This is a genomic window from Aureimonas sp. D3 (assembly GCF_001463805.1).
GTDB lineage: Bacteria > Pseudomonadota > Alphaproteobacteria > Rhizobiales > Rhizobiaceae > Aureimonas > Aureimonas ureilytica_A.
Genome location: NZ_BBWM01000032.1, coordinates 103,835 through 123,376 on the forward strand (window position 1 = coordinate 103,835; position 19,542 = coordinate 123,376).

The 19,542-nt window shown below is 67.2% G+C and carries 15 protein-coding genes and 2 pseudogenes; 10 read left to right on the plus strand and 7 right to left on the minus strand.

Going from position 1 to position 19,542, the window contains the following annotated elements:
- Positions 1–214 precede the first annotated feature (214 nt).
- Positions 215–730: a DUF1003 domain-containing protein gene (locus AUL36_RS08905; RefSeq protein WP_058636333.1), complete on the plus strand. Its 516-nt coding sequence runs from the start codon at positions 215–217 to the stop codon at positions 728–730.
- A gap of 83 nt (positions 731–813) precedes the next feature.
- Here the strand turns inward: AUL36_RS08905 and AUL36_RS08910 are convergent, their stop codons facing one another.
- From AUL36_RS08910 to AUL36_RS08925, 4 genes are all read right to left on the minus strand, one after another.
- Positions 814–2,112, minus strand: coding sequence for an SAM-dependent methyltransferase (locus AUL36_RS08910; RefSeq protein WP_082655726.1), 1,299 nt, complete (start codon positions 2,110–2,112; stop codon positions 814–816).
- A 71-nt stretch (positions 2,113–2,183) separates the two neighbouring features.
- Positions 2,184–2,504 carry a DMT family transporter gene (locus AUL36_RS08915; protein ID WP_058602186.1) on the minus strand — a complete coding sequence of 107 codons (321 nt, stop codon included), beginning with the start codon at positions 2,502–2,504 and terminating at the stop codon, positions 2,184–2,186.
- 245 nt (positions 2,505–2,749) lie between these two features.
- Positions 2,750–3,232, minus strand: a complete 483-nt coding sequence (locus AUL36_RS08920; protein WP_058602185.1) for a thermonuclease family protein — start codon at positions 3,230–3,232, stop codon at positions 2,750–2,752.
- Positions 3,233–3,462: 230 nt separating this feature from the next.
- Positions 3,463–3,675 carry a DUF1674 domain-containing protein gene (locus tag AUL36_RS08925; protein ID WP_062219862.1) on the minus strand — a complete coding sequence of 71 codons (213 nt, stop codon included), beginning with the start codon at positions 3,673–3,675 and terminating at the stop codon, positions 3,463–3,465.
- Positions 3,676–3,838: 163 nt separating this feature from the next.
- On the opposite strand from AUL36_RS08925, the gene htpX reads away from it, so the two are divergent.
- Both htpX and AUL36_RS08935 read left to right on the plus strand, forming a co-directional pair.
- Positions 3,839–4,825: a zinc metalloprotease HtpX gene (gene htpX, locus AUL36_RS08930; protein ID WP_058602183.1), complete on the plus strand. Its 987-nt coding sequence runs from the start codon at positions 3,839–3,841 to the stop codon at positions 4,823–4,825.
- Between the two features lie 57 nt (positions 4,826–4,882).
- A complete protein-coding gene (locus tag AUL36_RS08935; protein WP_202814746.1) occupies positions 4,883–5,818 on the plus strand; it encodes an alpha/beta hydrolase in 936 nt (311 codons plus the stop codon).
- A 4-nt stretch (positions 5,819–5,822) separates the two neighbouring features.
- Here AUL36_RS08935 and nhaA read toward each other — a convergent pair whose 3' ends face one another.
- The gene (nhaA, locus tag AUL36_RS08940; protein WP_062219864.1) at positions 5,823–7,022 is read right to left on the minus strand and encodes a Na+/H+ antiporter NhaA; all 1,200 of its coding nucleotides are present in this window, start codon (positions 7,020–7,022) and stop codon (positions 5,823–5,825) included.
- A gap of 778 nt (positions 7,023–7,800) precedes the next feature.
- Complete coding sequence (locus AUL36_RS08945) at positions 7,801–8,304, minus strand: ankyrin repeat domain-containing protein (RefSeq protein ID WP_062219866.1); 504 nt, start codon at positions 8,302–8,304, stop codon at positions 7,801–7,803.
- 320 nt (positions 8,305–8,624) lie between these two features.
- Between AUL36_RS08945 and AUL36_RS08950 the strand changes: the two genes are divergently transcribed.
- From AUL36_RS08950 to AUL36_RS23730, 3 genes are all read left to right on the plus strand, one after another.
- Positions 8,625–10,028, plus strand: coding sequence for an RsmB/NOP family class I SAM-dependent RNA methyltransferase (locus AUL36_RS08950; RefSeq protein WP_062219868.1), 1,404 nt, complete (start codon positions 8,625–8,627; stop codon positions 10,026–10,028).
- A gap of 486 nt (positions 10,029–10,514) precedes the next feature.
- Complete coding sequence (locus AUL36_RS08955; RefSeq protein ID WP_156418314.1) at positions 10,515–12,203, plus strand: heparinase II/III family protein; 1,689 nt, start codon at positions 10,515–10,517, stop codon at positions 12,201–12,203.
- A 101-nt stretch (positions 12,204–12,304) separates the two neighbouring features.
- On the plus strand, positions 12,305–12,481 hold the full coding sequence (locus tag AUL36_RS23730; RefSeq protein WP_156418315.1) for a hypothetical protein: 177 nt from the start codon (positions 12,305–12,307) through the stop codon (positions 12,479–12,481).
- 40 nt (positions 12,482–12,521) lie between these two features.
- Here AUL36_RS23730 and AUL36_RS08960 read toward each other — a convergent pair whose 3' ends face one another.
- Positions 12,522–12,932 carry an NUDIX domain-containing protein gene (locus AUL36_RS08960; protein ID WP_062219906.1) on the minus strand — a complete coding sequence of 137 codons (411 nt, stop codon included), beginning with the start codon at positions 12,930–12,932 and terminating at the stop codon, positions 12,522–12,524.
- A gap of 346 nt (positions 12,933–13,278) precedes the next feature.
- Here AUL36_RS08960 and AUL36_RS24580 point away from each other — a divergent pair.
- The 4 genes and pseudogenes from AUL36_RS24580 to AUL36_RS08975 form a co-directional block, all read left to right on the plus strand.
- Positions 13,279–13,566 (plus strand): annotated as a pseudogene (locus AUL36_RS24580) (PAS domain-containing protein); the annotation flags it as partial.
- A 6-nt stretch (positions 13,567–13,572) separates the two neighbouring features.
- Positions 13,573–14,151: pseudogene (locus tag AUL36_RS24585) on the plus strand (methyl-accepting chemotaxis protein); the annotation flags it as partial.
- 411 nt (positions 14,152–14,562) lie between these two features.
- Positions 14,563–16,692 carry a HAMP domain-containing methyl-accepting chemotaxis protein gene (locus tag AUL36_RS08970; protein ID WP_062219873.1) on the plus strand — a complete coding sequence of 710 codons (2,130 nt, stop codon included), beginning with the start codon at positions 14,563–14,565 and terminating at the stop codon, positions 16,690–16,692.
- Positions 16,693–16,872: 180 nt separating this feature from the next.
- A complete protein-coding gene (locus tag AUL36_RS08975; RefSeq protein ID WP_082655730.1) occupies positions 16,873–18,981 on the plus strand; it encodes a methyl-accepting chemotaxis protein in 2,109 nt (702 codons plus the stop codon).
- Positions 18,982–19,542 lie beyond the last annotated feature (561 nt).

Consider the following 19,542-nt stretch of genomic DNA (forward strand, 5'->3'; position numbering starts at 1 on the left):
CTCACGCAGACTTGACCAAAGGGGGCGACAGGTTCATGTCCCCTCACGCGCCCCGCCGTTTCGGCCCGGCGCTCCCTTCATCAACTGGTCCCCAAGGATCATGCCCAGTAACGATCCCAGTCGATCGCACGTGCCGCAGAGCCTGTCGCTGAGCTGATCCCTTCGGCTCGCTACGCGACGGGTTTTGCGGCCCGTCGTGACAAGTGAGTGAGCCATGAACACGGCCATCCGCCTCATTGCCTATCAGCTCCGCCGCGCCTCCCGGATGCGCGATCCCAACGAGATGTTCAACGATGGGATGACCTTCGGTGATCGTCTGGCCGATCGGGTCGCCAGCGTCGGCGGCTCTTGGAGCTTCATCATCGGTTTCACCGTGTTTCTGGTCGGCTGGGCCGTCCTCAATACGGTGGTTCTGGCCGAGAACGCCTTCGACCCGTTCCCCTTCATCTTTCTGAATCTGGTTTTGTCGATGGTGGCCGCGCTCCAGGCTCCCGTCATCATGATGAGCCAGAACCGGCAGGCTGCGAAGGATCGGCTGGAAGTGCGCCTCGACTACGAGACCAACCTGCGCACGGAAGCCCAGATCAACCAGCTGAGCGAAGAGATCACGAGCCTGCAGGAGCAGATCCGCTTTCTCGTCGCCGCCGAGACCCGGCGCATGGCCCAAAGCGGCCTCGTCGAGGATGACGACACCGCCCTGCCGGCGCTGCGCCACCCGATCCATGCCTGACAGGAAAAGGCCCCGCCGAGCGGGGCTTTTTCATATTTGAGGAACTGCCGGCGTCGGCCAGCCGAACGGGCCTGAAACGGCGACTATCGGTAAAGATCGGCTCGGGTCGGCGGCAGGCCGGACGGGCCCTTGTCGCGCTTCGAAGCCAGCGTCTGGTTGATCATCACCGTGCCGCGCTCGAAGGCCAGCGCGCAGCCTGCCAGATACAAAAGCCAGAGCCGCGCCTGCGGCTCGCCGACCTCGGCCACGGCCTCGTCCATCCGCGCCTGAAGCCGCAGCGCCCAGAGGCGGCAGGTGCGCCCGTAATGCTCGCGCCAATTCTCGACGTCGTGCACCTCGAAGCGGTTGGCCTCCAGCTTCTGGAGCGAATGGCCGATCCAGTCGAGTTCGCCGCCGGGGAAGATGTAGCGGGTCAGCGCGCGATACTCGCGCGAGCCCTTCATGAAGGTCTTGAAGTCCTTCTTGGCGGGCCGGGCGATCGTGTGATGAAGGTAGAGCCCGCGCGGGCGCAGCAGGCGCTTCACCGCGCCGAAATAGGCGTCATGGTTGGCAAAGCCGACATGCTCGAACATGCCGATGGACGAGATCTTGTCGAATGTGCCGGTCAACTCCTGAAAGGGCTTCAGCTCGATCGTGATGCGATCCTCCAGCCCGGCGGCGCGCACGCGGGCGGTGGCGAGATCGAACTGCGCCTGGCTCAGCGTCACGCCATGGCCGGACACGCCATAGGTCTGCGCCGCGTGGATCAGCAGCGCGCCCCATCCGCAGCCGATGTCGAGCATCCGCTCGCCGGGCTGGAGACGCAGCTTGCGGCAGATCATGTCGAGCTTGTCGCGCTGGGCGCGGTCGATATCGTCGTGCCACTCGGTGAAATAGGCGCAGGAATAGACCATGCGCTCGTCCAGGAAGAGGCCGTAGAACTGGTTCGAGACATCGTAGTGGAACTGGATCGCAGCCTTGGTGGAGCCGCTGGCCCCCGCATCCGCGCCGACCTTGGCTTCGTCGGCCTCCGCCTTCGCCGCCTTGCGCAGCGTCAGGAGCGAGGGCAGCGCCTTGGCGATGCGCCATTTGTCGAGCCGCTTCAGGAGCCCGCGCGAGGAGGTCTTGGAGCGTCCTTCCGCAATGTCGAAGATCGTCCCGTTTTCGACGTCGAGGCTCTTGTCCATCCAGAGCGCGACCAGCGTATCGATGCGCGGGCGGAACACGAGGCGCGCCAGCGTGGTGGCGCTGCGGATCGTCAGCACCGGGCCGCTTGCGGGGCCAATGCGCTCGCCCGTCCAGAGGCGCACGGCAAAGCCGGGGGAGAGCGCGGCGACGGCGTCCTTCACGACCTCGGCCAGTTTGCTTTCGGCCAAGGCCATGCGGGAAGAGGAAGAGGTCATGCAGGCTCCCGGTGTTTCACGTGAAACCTTCTAGTCCCCCAATCGGGGCGCGGCCAGTCCCGACGCGTGCCTTATGATGAGGAGGAGAGCTTCATCAGGACGAGGCCGCCGAGGATCAGGGCAGCCGCCAGAAGGCGCATGGGACTGGCGCTTTCGCCCAGTATCAGGATGCCGACCAGAAAGGCCCCGAGCGCGCCGATGCCGGTCCAGATCGCATAGGCCGTGCCGAGCGGCAGCGAGCGCATGGCGAGCGACAGGAGCGCGAAGCTCGCCGCCATCAACGCGAAGGTCAGAATCGTCGGCCCGAGACGCGAGAACCCGTCCGACAGTTTCATGGAAAACGCCCAGCCGACTTCGAGCAGGCCGGCGACGAGGAGAAGGAGATAGGCCATGGGAACACCCCTGGAAAAAGACCGGGTCGTCCCGAAAGCCGAACAGCGCCATGAGCACGCAAGAGGTCGTCCCCTTGCAAGCCAGAACATAATCGTTTGGGGCAGGGGGACAAGGGTTGGTTGGAACCCGGCTCGTGCTCCCCTGACCGGAAAGGAAGTAACCCCGGATCTTGCCCGCACGCGGGGACGCACCGTCTCACCAGGCCGATGCTCCCCAACCGCAACGGCATTCGGATGCGGCGCGGTCAGCCCTTACCGAGCGGCTGGCCGGGTTTCAGCGCGCCGATCGTGGCGCACCAGTTCCGCCGACGGCCGCCGTCATAGGCATCCACCAGCCCTTCGCGCAGCAGTCGCTGGCCGATATCGGGCTCCGTGGGGCTCGCCAGATCGGCGAGGACGCGGCCGAAATATTTGTCGCCCGAGATGCGGCGCAGCTGGACGAACCCATCGCCCACCAGCTCGCTCATGCGATCGCGCGCATGGCGGGCGGCGGCGCGCTCGGCCTCGCATTCGCCTTTGAGTTCCGGCGCATCGACGCCGCGCAGGCGTACCGCGACGGTCACCGTCTGAAGCGGCCAGATGAAGGCCTCGACCTCCACCGTGTCGCCGTCGCGCACTTTCAGAACGCGCGCATTGACCGGGCCGAGGATTTCGCGAGGCGGCGCCTCTTCGTCCGCCGCCAAGGCGGGCGAGAGGCCGAGAAGGAGGAAAAGGCAGAACAGTCGCATGGCAGCGTTCCTACTCCGCAAAGATTAAATTCCTATTCCGCGCTTATGGCAAGAGTCAGGTCACGGAACGCAGACCGAGCTGAGACAAGGCCATCGTCGTCTCCAGGCAACGGTTGGGCGCGCAAAGGGATGCGACGTCGGCAGCGAGCGCGCGCCTGCGGCGGCCTTGGCCGCGATCCAAGGACGGGCGTGCGGCGGCTGGGCAAACCCGCCGCCTCAAACCCGTGCGGTCAGAAGTCGGAGATGATGCCGTTCTTTTCCCAGTCGCCGTAGCGGGCAGGCTCGGGGCCGTTGCGCCCGTTCACCTCGGGCGGCAGGTCGCCCAGCGCCAGCTTTTCCGCCTCGCCCGCCGCGCGGCGCGCTTGCGCCTCCGCCAGGGCGCGCTGGGCGGCGGGCGATAGAATGCGGGTCTCTTTCGGTGCTCCGTTTTCCGCTTCGCTCATGGCAGGGTCCTTTCCGGTCTTGCGAGTGGCGGCGTGTCAGCCGGCCCGCTTTGTTGACGCGAACGAGGTGCGCGCCCACATCTTCTACGGCAGATCGGTTGAAACGGCGCCGACCGCAAGCCCTCCCACGTGTCGCCCGCGCCGAGCAAGGACGCATCGACCCATGAACCAGATCAAGACGGCCATGCTGCTTGCCGGGATGACCGCCCTTTTCATGGGGGTCGGTTTTCTCTTGGGCGGGCGCGGCGGCATGATGATCGCCTTCCTCTTCGCCCTCGGCACCAATCTCTTCTCCTACTGGAACGCCGACAGGCTGGTCCTGCGCATGTACAACGCGCATGAGGTGGACGAGCGCACGGCGCCCGACTTCTACCATATGGTGGCCTCGCTCGCCGCCCGCGCCGGCCTGCCCATGCCGCGTGTCTACCTCATCGAGAACGACCAGCCGAACGCGTTTGCCACGGGCCGCAACCCGCAGAACGCGGCCGTCGCCGCGACCACCGGCCTTCTCAACCGCCTGACGCCGGACGAGGTTGCTGGCGTCATGGCCCATGAACTCGCCCATGTGCAGAACCGCGACACGCTGACCATGACGATCACCGCGACGCTGGCCGGCGCGATCTCCATGCTCGGCAATTTCGCGTTCTTCTTCGGCGGCCACCGCGAGAACAACAATCCGCTCGGGCTGATCGGCATTCTGGTCGCGACGCTGGTCGCGCCCTTTGCGGCGATGATCGTGCAGATGGCGATCTCGCGCACGCGCGAATATTCGGCCGACCGGCGCGGCGCGGAAATCTGCGGCGACCCGCGCGCTCTCGCCTCCGCGCTCGCCAAGATCGCAGGCTCGGCCGGCCATACGGTGAACATGGAGGCCGAGCGCAATCCCGCGACCGCGCATATGTTCATCATCAACCCGCTGAACGGCCAGCGGATGGACAGTCTCTTCTCGACGCATCCCGACACGCAGAACCGCATCGACGCGCTTCTGTCGATGGAAGGCGAGGGCGGGGGCTCTTTCCTTCCTCCTCACATGGGTGTGCCCCCTCGCATGGGCGCGCAGCCGCCTCGCCAAGGCCCCTGGGGCGGTGGTTCCGTACCGCCGAGCGGGCCGGGGCGATCGGATCGAGGCAAGCGCGGGCCGTGGGGATAGGCGGCGCACCGGCTCCCATCGACGCATGGACAGTTCCAACCGAGCGAAGGAGCCGTCATGCGGATCAACCGCCGCCATCTGATCCTCGGCGCGACGGGCCTTCTATGCTCGCCTATGGTCGCGCGGGCGCGGGACCGGATGGAACCAAGCGAGGCCTCTGACATCCTCCCGCTCTGGCCGAATCTCCCGCTGGGCGGCGGCGGGCCGAGCGGCCCCGTCGAGGTGAGCGACAAGGGCGCGATCCGCAACATCGCGGTGCCGGCGCTCGAACTCTATCGGCCTGAGCGGGCGAACGGCATGGCCGTGCTGGTCGCGGCGGGCGGCGGCTACAAGCGCATTCAGATGGAAACCGAGGCGCGGCCGGCGGCACGCTGGCTTGCGGCGCGCGGTGTCACGGCCTTCGTCCTGCGCTATCGCCTGCCCGGTGAGGGCTGGACCAACGGGCCGCTTGCGCCCCTGCAGGATGCACAGCGCGCCCTGCGTCTTGTCGCGGGCTCGGCCGGGCGGCTGAAACTCGATGTCGCCAGGATCGGCGTCCTCGGCTTTTCGGCCGGGGGGCATCTCATGGGGCTTGCCGCCACGCGCTCGGCCTTCGCCTCCTATGCGCCCGTGGATGGGCTGGACAGCGGCTCGGCGCGACCGGCACGCGCGGCGCTGATCTATCCCGTGGTGACGCTGCTGCCGCCCTATGATCACACGTCCACGCGCGTCCAACTGGTCGGGCATCATCCATCGCGCGCGATGAGCGCGGACTGGTCGGTCGAGACGCATGTGCGCGCCCGCTGCCCGCGTTTGTTCCTGGTTCAGGCCGAGGACGATCCGATCTCCGACATCGCCAACACGGCGCTTCTGGAGCGGGCCGCCCGAGAGGCTGATGTCCCGGTGGAGCGGCATGTTCTGCCGAGCGGCGGCCATGGGTTCGGCCTGGGGCGACCCGGCGCACCGAGCGCCGAGTGGCCGGAATGGTACGCGGCCTGGGCGGGGCTCGCTTGAGGGCTCAAGCCTCCGGCTGGCGCGTGGGCGCGAGGCGCAAGACCAGCGCGCCCAGAAGACCGGAGAGGAGCGAGCCCATGAGCACGCCGAGCTTCACTTCGTCCTGCAGGAGAGGCGAGGTCGGGAAGGCGAGAAGGCCGATGAAGAGGCTCATGGTGAAGCCGATGCCGCACAGGAGCGACACGCCATAGACCTGCCTCCAGCTCGCCCGCTCCGGCAGGCTCGCCCAGCGCAGGCGGATGGTGAGGAGCGCCATGCCGAAGACGCCGATCTGCTTGCCGAAGAACAGACCCGCCGCGATGCCGAGCGGCACCGGGTCGCTGAGCGCCGACAGCGAGAAGCCGGCAAAGGACACGCCGGCATTGGCGAAACCGAAGACCGGCACGATCAGGAAGGCGACCCAGGGCTGGATGGCATGTTCCAGCTTCAGGAGCGGGGGCTCCGCCTCCTGCAGGCCGGGCTCGGGCACGACGAGCGGAATGGTGAGCGCCAGCACGACGCCGGCCAGCGTCGCATGGATGCCGGACAGGAAGACCAGAACCCAGAGCACGAGGCCGAGCGTGAGATAGGGCCAGAGCGCCAGGACGCCGCGCCGGTTGAGAAGCGCCAACACGAGAACCACGAGCGCCGCCCCGGCAAGCGCCAGGAGGTTGAGGCCGGACGTGTAGAAGAACGCGATGATGAGCACGGCGCCGAGATCGTCGATGATCGCGAGCGCGGCGAGAAACACTTTCAGCGAAATCGGCACGCGTGGTCCCAGCAGCGACAGGACGCCGAGCGCGAAGGCGATGTCGGTGGCCGAGGGAATGGCCCAGCCGCCCCGGCTTTCGGGTGAGGCGATGTTGAAGGCAAGATAGAAGAGCGCCGGCACGGCCATGCCGCCAAGCGCGGCCAGTCCGGGTAGAATACGCGCCTGCCAGCTGGCGAGCTGCCCGCCCACGACCTCGCGCTTGATCTCCAACCCGACCATCAGGAAGAAGACCGCCATCAGCGCATCGTTGATCCAATGCAGGAGAGAGAGCGGGCCGACATAGGCATGGAGCGCGGCGAAATAGCCGGGCGCGAGCGGCGAATTGGCGACGATCAGCGCGAGCGCGGCGGCCGCCATGAGAACCAGCCCGCCCGAGGCTTCGCTGGCGATGAAACGGCGCAGAAAGCCCGAGGGGCGCTGGCTGCGGATCGAGATAGGATCGTGCGATGACATGGCTTCGCCCTCCCTCCTTTTCGAAAAGGTTTCGCTTTTCTCCGTCGGTTTAGGGAAATCCCAGGGCGCACGCAGCACACGCCCTCGATGGGCAAGATAGGCAATCGGGTGCCGGAAGGCGAGACCTGCGGGGTGGCCTGCCTCGTCACGCTCCGGTGTTCCGGTGCGGGCACGGCGATGGCGTCGGCGGCCTGGAACCGGGTGTCGAACCTGCCGGGTCGGCTCGTCGCCGGTGTCTTCTGCGGGGCGTCGTTGCCCGCCGCTGGACTCCACGCGGCATTGGCGTCGCTTTCCGGGCAAGCCACGGGTCGCGCCCGTTCTGCCGGAGCCTCACCGACAACGGAAAATCCTCGGTCGCTCCTTTGCCGCGAGGTTATGTCCCGGCTCCTGGTTGAGGCTGGTGCGGGATGACGCATCGCAAGCGGATGTCGGGGCCTTGGCTCGACTCCCCCGCTCGTCCTGAAACCGGGTCAGCGGCTTCGGCGACGCTCGGACTCCGAACCGGTCCACCGCCCTTTTCCGTGGCGGCGGCAAGAGCGGAAGCAGGGAGATGATGGGACATCGGGTCCAAGGCCAAAGTGTGCCACACCGTCCGATGGTTCGGGGGCGAGCAGCCCGAAACGGAAGATGAGCGCTGCGACCCGCAGTGTCGATCAGCCTCAGTGCGACGAACCGCCGTGAACCTGACCGACATCGGCAGTCTTGGCCGATCGTCCCGTTTCAGAGCCTTTTTCCCGGCCGGCCCGGCGCGAGACGGCTTTCCCGTCCGTCGCAACCGTCAGTCGGTCTCGCCCAGAAGCGCTGGCGTATCGGCCGCGCCCATGGCCTTGGCGGCGCCGAGCGCGGTGAGGCCTTCGGGGGTGCGGCGGGCGGGGTCGGCGCCGTGGTCGAGGAAAAGGCGCACCATGTCGGTGCGGTTGAACATGGCGGCCATCATCAGGGCCGTGCGCCCGTCCGGCCCGGCCGCATCCACCGCCGCGCCGCCGGCGAGCAGCGCGCGCGCCGTCGCCGTGTCGCCCTTGAAGGCGGTGCCGGCGAGCGGCGTCTGGCCGCGATCGTTGACGCGGTCGGGATCGGCCCCGTGTTTCAGGAGAAGCTCGCTCGCTTCCGTGTGCCCGTGATAGCTCGCCAGCATCAGGAGCGTGTCGCCCTTGTCGTTGGAGAGGTTGGGCGGCAGGCCGCGCTCCAGCGCCATCTGGAGAAAGCTCGTGTCGCCCTCTCGCGCGGCCTGGAAGACCCGCGCCGCCAGCGCCAGCGTGTCTTCGTCGAACGACTGATCCATGCCTATTCTTTCCGATGGTTCGATGCCCGGCTTGCGCCTGCGCGGCCGAGCGGTTTCCGGGAGATAGCGCGCCTTTGGAACCGGGGACAGAACCCCTCGGGTCGGCGGACCGGGTCTCGTTCCCGCCGGGCATCGTTGCCGGTGCTCATCCATGCGCTGCAGGACCTGCGCCCGGCACCTTGCCGACGGACACAATCCCGCGCTCGCCCTCCACTGAGTGGTTCCGTTCGCGGTTCTCAGCCGCGTTTCATGCCCAAGGCTAAGGGAGGGAGCAAGGCGCACTTGCTCACCGCGTCCCTCTTGGCCCATATCATGCCCGGATGGATAAGCCCCAGAAGCCCGCCCGCCCCGCCGCCCGCCGCCCCGAGGGCCGCACCCCTCGCCCCCCCCAAAGCCCGGAGCCCGAGCGCGCCGGTCTGCCCGCCCGCCGCACGGCGGCCCGGCTGCTCGCCGCCGTGGTGGACACCAAGACCTCGGCCGACGGGCTGACCGATCGAAAGGGCGGCCATCCCGACTTTCTGAAACTCCCCGCGCGCGATCAGGGCCTGGTGCGCGCCATTCTTCTGACGGCGCTGCGTCGGCGCGGCTCGATCGAGGCGATCGTCTCCTCCTGCCTCGACCGGCCGCTGCCGAGCCGCGCGGCGCATCTGCGCCATATCCTGCATGTGGGCGCGGCGCAGATCCTGCATCTCGACGTGCCCGATTCCGCCGCCGTCGATCTGGCCGTCGCCCATGCCTCCGTCGATCCGCGCACCGAGCGCTTCAGCGGGCTCGTGAATGCCGTGCTGCGGCGCATCGCGCGCGAGAAGGACGCCTTCGCCGCCCGCTTCGACGATCCGCGCCTCGACTGCCCGCCCTGGCTCTGGGCGCGGCTGGAGGCGGCCTATGGCGAGGCCGTGGCGCTCGACATCGTGTCCATGCATCGCCTGCCCGCGCCGCTCGACTTCACCGCCAAGAGCGACCCCGCCGCCGTTGGCGCCATGCTGGGCGGCGAGCTTCTGCCCTTCGGCACGATCCGCCGCGCGCCGGGCGAGGAAGCGGTGAGCGATCTCCCCGGTTTCGAGACGGGCGAATGGTGGGTGCAGGACGCCGCCGCCAGCCTGCCGGCACGTCTGATGGGCGATGTCAGGGCCAAGCGCGTCGCCGATCTCTGCGCCGCGCCGGGCGGCAAGACGGCGCAGCTCGCGGCGGCCGGCGCCCATGTGACGGCGGTCGAGATTTCGCCTTCGCGCCTGCGCCGGTTGAAGGAGAATTTCGCGCGGCTGAAGCTGGAGGCGGAGTTCGTCGGCAGCGATCTCATGCGCTTCGAGCCCGAGACGCCTTTCGACGCGGTGCTGCTCGACGCGCCTTGCTCGTCCACCGGCACGATCCGCCGCCATCCCGACGTCGCCTATACCAAGGATGACGAAGAAGTGCGCAAGCTCGCCGAGGTGCAGGCGCGGCTTCTCGGCCGGGCTGCCGATCTCGTGGCACGCGGTGGAATGCTCCTGTTTTCCAACTGCTCGCTCGACCCGATCGAGGGCGAAGAGCTGGTGCGAGCCTTCCTGATCTCGCGCACGGACTTCCATGTCGAGCCCGTGCGCCCCGAAGAGGTGCCGGGTCTGGAGGATGCCGTGTCGCCGGAAGGCTATCTGCGCACGACGCCTGCCATGCTCCGGCGCGAAACGCCCGAGCATTCCGGCCTCGACGGCTTCTTCGCCGCCCGGCTGCGCCGCGCCAGCTGACGTCTGGCGGCATCAGCGCTTGGGAAGAGCCCGGTCCCGGCGGGCTCCCGAACCCGTCTCCAGACGGCTGAAACGGCGTCCTGCGGCGCAAGCCGACGCCGAGCGGCTCGGGCTGGCCTTTGCGCGGGCTAGCCGATCCTCGCGATCGGATCGCACCCGGCGTTGCGTCCGCTGGCTGGAAGGACCGATCCCTATGGCGGGCCTGTCTCGGGATGCGCGGTTGCTTTTGGAGCGCGCAAGCTGGCCCCGGCCTGACCCCGTCCTGACACCGGGTTGGGAAACACGGCGGCCGATCGCCGGCGAACAGGCATGGGCGGACCGGCCCGTCCCAGTTTCCAGATCGACGCTCAGGCGCCATTAGCGCCCTGTTAACCCTGATTGCGGAAAACTCGTGGCAAGAGGGGCTGCGAGGGGAACCGATCCGGTTTCGCCTCGCGCGTCCCGGATCGGTGCACAGGGCCGGCTTTGTCGGTCGGGGGACTTGCGATGACGACGGGATTTGTCGATGAGCCACGCCTTGCGGGGCTGATGGTCCGCGAGACGCTTCGCCGCCTGCGCGGCGTGGCTCCGGCCATGACGGCGTTTTCGCCCGTCGCGCGCCGCGCCGGGCGGCTGGTCGCGGTGCCCGCGGACCTGCGCCGGGGCGAGGCCTCGCTGGTCGAGAGCTTCTATATCGGGCGTCTGCCGCTGGCCGGGCATATCGTGGATTTCGGCACGACCTCGCCCTTCGTTCTGCGCACCGCGCCCCGCAGCTGGACGGGGGACCTGCACGGGTTCGGCTGGCTGCGCCATTTCACAGAGGCGGGGGATGCGCTCGCCGCCGAGCAGGCGCGCATTCTGGTGGGCGACTGGATGCGCTTCGAGCGCAGCGTCCTGCCGCGTCAGGCCTTCGACCATGACGTGGTGGCGCGCCGTATCATCAGCTGGCTGTCGCATGCGCCGATCATCCTGGCGCAGGCCGACACCGCCTTCGTCCAGCGCTTCGAAACCTCGCTGGCGCGCCAGACGCGCCGCCTCGCCCGCGCCGCCTCCGCCGCGCCCGACGGCTTGCCGCGCCTTCGCGCGCGGATTGCGCTCGCCTTCGCCGCCCTGTGCCAGCCGAGCCGGCGCTACCATGTGCGCTGGGCCGCCAAGTTCTTGGGCGAAGAGCTGGATCGCCAGCTTTACGCCGATGGCGGCCATATCTCGCGCAACCCGGCGGCGATCCCGGCGCTGCTGGCCGATCTCCTGCCGCTGCGCCAGCTCTTCGCCCATCGCAACCAAGCCATGCCGCGCGCCCTATTCAGCGCGATGGACCGCCTGTTCCTGGCGCTGCGCTTCTTCCAGCATGGCGACGGCGCGCTGGCGCTGTTCAATGGCATGGGCCTGTCGGATCGGGCCATGGCGCTGGCGCTCCTGCGTTATGACGAGACGCTGGGCGAGCCGGTTTCGGCGCTGCGCCAGTCCGGCTACCAGCGTTTGTCGGCCGGCGGCACCACGCTTCTGGCCGATACCGGCGTGCCGCCCGCGCCCGCCGTCGCGGGCGAGGCCCATGCCGGCACGCTGGCCTTCGAATTCTCGTCCGGCCGCCATCGCATGGTGATCAATTGCGGCGCGACGGCGCGCGCCGAAGACGCCGGGCGTCGCCTGTCGCGCAACACGGCGGCGCATTCGACCCTCGTTCTCGCCGACCATTCCTCCTCGCGCTTCGCCAAGTCGCCCGTGGTGGATCGCTATCTCGGCGTGCCGCTTCTGCCGGGGCCGACCCGCGTGCCCGTGACGCGCGAGGACACGGGCGAGGGGCAGTTGCTCACCGCCGCCCATGACGGTTACCGCCTGCCCTTCGGCTTCGTCCACGAGCGGCAGATTCATCTGTCGCGCGACGGCGGGCGAATCGAGGGCGTGGACCGGCTTCTGCCCTCCACCGGGCGCGCGACCCGGGCCGCCAGCGAAGAGCCGCTGGGCCTCCTGCGCTTCCATCTCCACCCGGACGTGGTGGCCGACGAGACGCAGACCGGCATCCGCTTGTCCCATGGGGGCGAGGTCTGGTGGTTCTACGGCGAGGTCATGCCCCGGCTGGAGGACTCGATCTTCTTCGCCGATGCGAGCGGCGCTCGGCCGACCTTGCAGATCACGATGGTGTTCGATCCCACCGAGCGCACACAGCTCGGCTGGTGCTTCGAGCGGCAGAACTGACCATCAGCGGCTGACAACCGGGAACAGCCGACCTATCTGACGAGCTTTCAACGTATCCGCACTCCCATAGGGGCCAAGCGGATGCCGTTCGGGAGCCGTCCATGTCTCGCCTTGTCCTTTTATCGGCGCTTCTCTGCGCGAGCCTTGCCGGCTGCGCAGGCATGAATCGCGCCGTGGCCGTTCTGCCCAACACGCTGGACGACCTCGGCCGGCGCACCGAGCCCCTGCGCGCGGGCCGGCAGCCCGGCGACGAGGCCCTGGCCGCCACCAGGCGCTGAAACCCCGCGCACTATCCCTAACCGTGTGGTGTAAGCCGGCTTATCTCCGAAGCCGCCGTTGAAGCGCGGCGGTGGCCGTCACGACCGCGATCGAGATCTGCTCCGGCAGCGCGTCCAGCGCGAACCAGTCGAACCGCTCGTGCTTGCCGGGCTCAACGAGGCGGGGCTCGCCCTGCCATTCCTGTGCGACATAGACCGGCGAAACCCAATGCTGGCCTGCCTCCGGGTCGATCAGGTCCGCGACGCAGAGAAGCTCGAGCGGCCCGACCTCGATCCCCAGTTCCTCCAGCGTTTCGCGCCGCACTGCCGCCTCCGTCGGCTCGAACGGATCGACCTTACCGCCCGGAAAGCTCCAGGTGCCGGCCTCGGGCGCGCGCCGCCGCCGAACCAGAAGAAGCCGTTCGTCACGCCAGAGCGCGATTCCGCAGCCGAGCCTTGCTTCCGGTGTCATGCCCTTCTCCATCTCCCGCATGGCGCATCGAGTTGCATCATTCGTCTTATGCAACGACCCGTCGCGCGACAACATCCCAAGGAGGAGGGTCATCGCGTCGATTGGATTTCTCGACAATACGAAACATCAAGATTCAAGGCGTAAAGTGCCATTGCCGCTAAGTTTATAAGGTTAGCTTGCAATGTTGAGCCGTTTTCGGAAAAATAAGGTCAAGCAACTCGCCGAGCGGGTGGCCGACCTGGAGCAGCGTCTTCATCTATTGGACGAAGATTGCGGTGTCGGTCTTTGGGACGCGGTGATCGTCGACGGCGATCCGGCCTCGCCGCACAGCCGCTGGTCCTGGTCGATGGAGTTTCGCCGTCTTCTGGGTTTCACCACCGTCGAAGAATTTCCCAACGTGCTGCAAGCCTGGATGGACCGGGTCCATCCAGAGGATGGGGCCTATGTGTTTGGCGCCTTCGGCGACTTCATGATGGATAAGACGGGCAAGACGGAATATAAAGTCGAGTACCGCATTCGCATGAAGGACGGCAGCTATCGCTGGGTCGCGGCTGTGGGTGGTTGCCTGCGGGATTCGCAGGGCAACCCGATCCGCACCTGCGGCGCGGTGCGCGACATCCACTCCCAAAAGCTGGTGGAGGAACAGCAGGCCCAGATGCAGGCCTCGCAGTCCAACGCCACGGTCGCGGCCTCGACCGCCATGGAAGAGATGGCCGCCAATATCGCTCAGAACGCCGACAACGCGACGCAGACCGACCGGATCGCCCAGCATGCCGCCGAGAGCGCGTTGCGCACCGGGAAGACCGTGGCGGAAGCCGTGACGGCGATGCGGGTTATTGCCGACAAGATTCGTGTGGTGCAGGAAATCGCGCGCCAGACCGACCTTCTGGCGCTAAACGCGGCCATCGAGGCCGCGCGCGCCGGCACGCACGGCAAGGGCTTCGCCGTGGTCGCCTCCGAGGTGCGCAAGCTCGCCGAGCGCTCGCAGCATGCCGCGGCCGAGATCAGCGCGCTGTCGGCCTCCACGGTGACGATCTCCGAGCAGGCCGGCGACATGCTGAAGTCGCTGATGCCCGACATCGAGCGGACGTCCGAACTGGTTCGCGAGATTTCCTCCGCATGCCGCGAACAGAGCGTCGGCGCGCAGCAGATCAACGAGGCGCTCCACGCCCTCGACCGGCACAATCTGGCGGCGGACGAAGCGAACCGTGGCGCAAGCGGCGCTCGTATTCGTCTGGTTGCGTAAGCGCGACGGGACGCAGCCTTCCCAGCTTCGAACCCTTGCGGATCGAAAGGCCGAAGGCCGTTCTCCCTTCTCCCTTTGATGGGGCGGGGTCAAATCGATGGTTCGTGAGAGGGCTCGGCGTTTGACGCTCCGGGCCCTTTTCGCGTTGCGACTCCAGTGGCACGCCTCGCGGTAGAAAATGCTGCGCCTAATGTATGTATTTATTACTATTGTGGCCGATCGAATATGGAAAGGCGGCAGCGCTCGTCAATATCGTGGCAGAAAAAGAACGAAACGCTGCGCGCCAGAGCTTTCTAGCGCGGCTCTATGAACAACCGTTGCACGAATTAACCAATATTTCAGCATAACACGGAGATATTATAGTTCAGAAGTTTGGGGATCGGTATGCGCGCGACGATAAAGTTGAAGCTTGGGGCCAGCTTTGGCGTCATTCTCGCGATGATGGGCACGGCCGGCTATTTCGGTGTGGCGTCGTTGCGCTCGGCCAATGACACGATGGAAAGCTTCGTCAACCGGCCGTTCGCGCAGAACAAGCGCCTCGCCAATATCATGAGGCAAACCGAAAGCGTCGGTCGCTCGATCGGCGCCCTCTCCTATGAAACCGACGACAGGCTGCGCGCTGCGTTGCGGGACGACAGCGAAGCCCAGATCGGCGCCACGATCGAGGAGCTGAAAGCCTATCGCGCCCAGATCGCCGCAGGCGACACCAAGGCTCTGGCGCAGGCCGCCACGCTGATCGAAGGCTGGCAGCATCTGCATCCGGTGCTGCTCGAAACGGTTCGGCTTCTCGACCAGAATAGCGCGACCAAGGCCGACGAGATCGTCCACATGCAGATCATGCCAACGCTGGATCGTCTGCAGGAAAGCCTGGGTGGTGTTCGGGAACGCCTGATCAAGGTCAATGCGAATGTTGGTGTGCGCGATCAACTGTCGAACCTGCGCGCCATCCTTCCCATGTTGCCCCTCATCGTGTCCGATGCTGCGAACCGCGTCGATGCGCAGACGATGGTTCATCTGAAGCAGCAAATCGACACGTTGCTCGGTCAAGCCGACCAAGGATTTGCGACCCTTTCCACAAGTCTGAAAACGGGGCCCGTAGGGGCGCTGATGAGCCAGAGCCTGGGAGAATGGGGTAAGCTGCGCCCCCTGCTCCAGCAGGCCTTTGCCCTGGGCGAGGCGGACCGCACGGTTCAGGCCGCCGCCCTTCTGGCGAGCGGCGTGCGCCCGGCCCTGAACCAGCTCACCGAACAAGCCCAGGCTTTGTCGCAATACGAAGCCGGTGTTGCGAACCAGCTCGCCCAAGAGACGCGCGAAACCTATCTGACGACTCGCGCAATTCTGATGGGTGTCGTCGGCGCTTCGCTGGCTCTGGGCCTTGGGGCGGCCGCGTGGATGTCGCTGTCGATCTCGCGGCGGCTGGCGAGCGCGGCCAAACTGTCCAACGACATCGCCGACGGCGATCTGACGCAGGTCGCGGACGCGAAGGGCTCGGACGAGATCGGCGATCTCCTGCGCGCCATGAACCGCATGAGCGCCAAACTGTCCGAGATCATGAGCGAGGTCGTCGCCTCGTCCGGCCATGTGGCCACGGGCTCGGCACAGTCGGCGATCACGGCCGAGCGCCTGTCCTCGGGCGCCGCGGAACAAGCTGCGGCCTCGGAAGAGGCCTCCGCCGCCATCGAGCAGATGACCGCCAATGTGCGCCAGAACGCCGACAACGCCTCGACCACGGAGCGGATCGCCACGCAGGTCGCCGTCAGCGGCGAGCAGGCGGGCGCGGCGGTCGCCGCCTCGCTGGAGGCCATGCGCGTCATCTCCGAAAAGATCGCGGTGATTCAGGAGATCGCGCGCCAGACCGACCTTCTGGCGCTGAATGCAGCCATCGAAGCCGCCCGCGCCGGCCAGCACGGCAAGGGCTTCGCGGTGGTCGCGTCCGAAGTGCGCAAGCTCGCCGAGCGCTCGCAGCAGGCAGCCTCCGAGATCAGCCAATTGTCGGCCGATACGCTTCTCACCTCGCAGGAGGCGGGGCGCATGTTGCAGGCGCTCGTGCCCGATATCCGCCGCACGGCCGACCTCGTGTCGGAGATTTCCGCCGCCTGCCGGGAGCAGACGATCGGCACCGAACAGATCAATCAGGCGATCCAGCAGCTGGATCAGGTCACGCAGGCCAATGCCGGCGCGGCCGGCGAAATGTCGGCGACATCGGCGCAGCTTTCGGCCGAGGCGCAACGACTGGCGCAAAGCTCGGCCGCCTTCCGCCTGCGCGCCGGCGCGGCGCGCCCGCCCGTGGTCGCGCCGGCCCGCCAGGAGACCGTACGGGGGCTCCAGGACCGGATCCAGACCCTGCGCAGCCAGCACGCGGCGAACGAGGGCGCCAAGCCCGCCCGTCCCGTCAAGTCCGTCGCGGCCCCCAAGGCCCAGGTTCCCGACGAAATGACGGGCTTCGAGGGCGAGGCGAAGGGGTTCGACCTCGAACTGGACGACAAGGCTTCGTTCGAGCGCCTGAGCGCCTGAGAGGTCAAGGCGCGGTGCCGGCCACCGCGCCGCTGAATGGAACGCGAACGGTCGTAAGGGAAGATTGCGTTATTCGAGACAGGGCGCTCCGAACCTTACGGCACGAAAAGATGAGTCCGATTCACGGATAATTCAACGCCGTATCTCATGATCTTTTTCTTCGGTAAGGTAGGTCTGGCGATGCGTACATCGATCAAGTTGAAGCTTGGCGTGAGTTTCGGCGTGGTGCTCTTGCTGATGGGGGGCGCGGGCTACGAGGGCGTCGCGGCGCTTGGCTCCGCCAACCAAACGATGAAAAGCTTCGTGGACCATCCGTTCGCCCAATCTCGCCGGCTGGCCAATGTCGTGGCCGAGACCGAGGCGGTCGGCCGTTCCATGGCGGCTTTGGCTCTGGTCGATACCGAGGACGCGCGAAGCCAGCTGCGCGGTGCGATCACGGGCAAGATCGACGCCACATTGAAGGAATTGCAGGCTTACCGCGATGGCATCACGCCCAGCCATCTGGAGGCGATCGCCAAGGCGACGGCGCTGATCGAAAGCTGGCAAGCCATCACGCCCTTGTTTCAGGAAATCGACGCTCTTCTGGAACAGAACACGATCGTTCAGGCTGAGGAGATCAACCAAACCCAGATCGCTCCCCTTTTCAAACGGCTGACCGGCGAATTGCATTCCCTGCAAGAAACGCTGGCGGCCGCCAATGCGACCGGTCCGCTTCGCAACGCGGTATCGGAGTTACGATCGGCTCTGCCGACCCTGGTGGTCTATGTGGAGCGGGCGGGCAAGCGTCCCGACCCGCAGGCCGAAGCGTCCTTGAGGACGGACTATGCCACGCTGATGGAAAGCGCCGGTCGAAACTTCACGGTCCTTGCGGCCGCAAGCGACCCCGCTTCGATGATCGAGCCGGCCAAGGCGGCGGTCGCGGACTGGAACTCCTTGCGGGAATCCTTGGACCAGGCTTTCGTGGCGGGCCTCGGCGATCGATCTCAGGCAGGTGTTGGCCTGATGCTGAGCAAGATGCGCCCCGCGCTTCTGCAACTGACGACAAATGCCCGCGAGCTTCTGGCCCATGAGACGGCGTTTGCCGACAAGCTCGCCGCCGACACCGATCAGACCTACGTTTCCACGCGCGCCGTCATGATCGCCACCATCGCGGCCTGCCTCCTGCTGGGCCTCGGAACGGCGGTCTGGATGTCGCTTTCCATCTCGCGTCGGCTGGGCCGTGCCGTCCAATTGACCAACGATATCGCCTCGGGCGATCTCACGCAGACCATCGCGGTCAAGGGCAATGACGAGATCGGCGATCTCCTGCGCGCCATGAACCAGATGAGCGCCAAGCTGTCCGAGATCATGTCGCAGGTCCTGTCCTCCTCCCAGCAGGTGGCAGGCGGCGCCCTGCAGTCGGCCGCGACGGCGGACCAGATGTCTTCGGGCGCCACGCAGCAGGCCGCCGCATCGGAGCAGGCGTCGGCCGCGATCGAGCAGATGAGCGCCAATGTGCGCCAGAACGGCGACAATGCCGCGACCACCGAGCGGATCGCCACGCAGGTCGCTGAAAGCGGCCAGAAGGCCGGTCAGGCCGTCGGCGCCTCGTTGGAGGCCATGCGTGAGATCGCCGAAAAGATCGCGCTGGTGCAGGAGATCGCGCGCCAGACCGACCTTCTGGCGCTGAACGCCGCCATCGAGGCGGCGCGTGCCGGCCAGCACGGCAAGGGCTTCGCGGTCGTGGCCTCGGAAGTGCGCAAGCTCGCCGAGCGCAGCCAAACGGCGGCGCAGGAGATCGGCCAGCTCTCGGCCCAGACGCTGCTGACCTCGGAAGAAGCAGGGCGGATGTTGAACGCTTTGGTGCCCGACATCCAGAAGACGGCCGATCTCGTGTCCGAGATTTCCGCAGCCTGCCGCGAGCAGACGATCGGCGTGGAGCAGATCAATCAGGCCATTCAGCAGCTCGACCAGGTCACGCAGGGCAATGCGAGCGCCGCCAACGAAATGGCCGCCACCGCGCACCAGCTTTCGGGCGAAGCGCAGCGGCTGACGCAAAACACGAGCTTCTTCCGACTTCGAGCAGGGGCCGAACGCCCCGCCGTGGTCGCCCCGTCCCGCCAGGAAAGCGTGCGCGAGTTGAAGACTCGCATCCAGACCGCGCGCGCGGAGCACGCTCCAGCCTCACCCACGCGGGCCTCGACGCGCCTTCGCGCGAATGCCGCGCCGCCGGTCTCACCGGAGCGCAGCGACGCGGGCTTCGCCCTGGACCTGGACACGGAGGCCGGCTTCGAGCGCATGAGCGCCTGACGCCGGTCAGACCGCCGCGCTGCGGCCCGATGGCGGAGAGGGGGCTTGGCAGACCTTTAGCCACGCGCGACCTCGATCGCTCTGGCAGGATCAGCCGCGACGGACTTTTGCCTGGCCACGGCGGACAGGCGGCTGTTTCAACGCCCGCCGGGCCTCCTTGGCGATGTGGTGTCCTTGAGACCCCGCATTTGAAGCAATCCGGCATCGGCCGCATCCGCTGCCGCGCATTCTCACGGAAGCCTCCGCCGACCCGCGTGAGGATGCTTCGAACCCCGCCCGCAAGCGACAGCGATCCCACGGGTGGCTCGTGCCGTGGGACTTGTCGGCTCACGCTCGTTTCCCGCAGCCTCGCTTGCCGCAAGAGCGGGGACGCCCGCTCGAACCCGCCATTCGATGCTCGACCCGATTGACGCTTGCGGTGCGTCCGGAGGGTCCACGCCGCCTCTATCGAACAACCCGGCGGGCCGGCGGGTTTTCGCGCGCACGCGCATCTTGGCCCGGCTTAGCCGAAACGGATGTGACATCATCGGCGTCGGGCGCTTTGCGGAAGCGAAACACCCA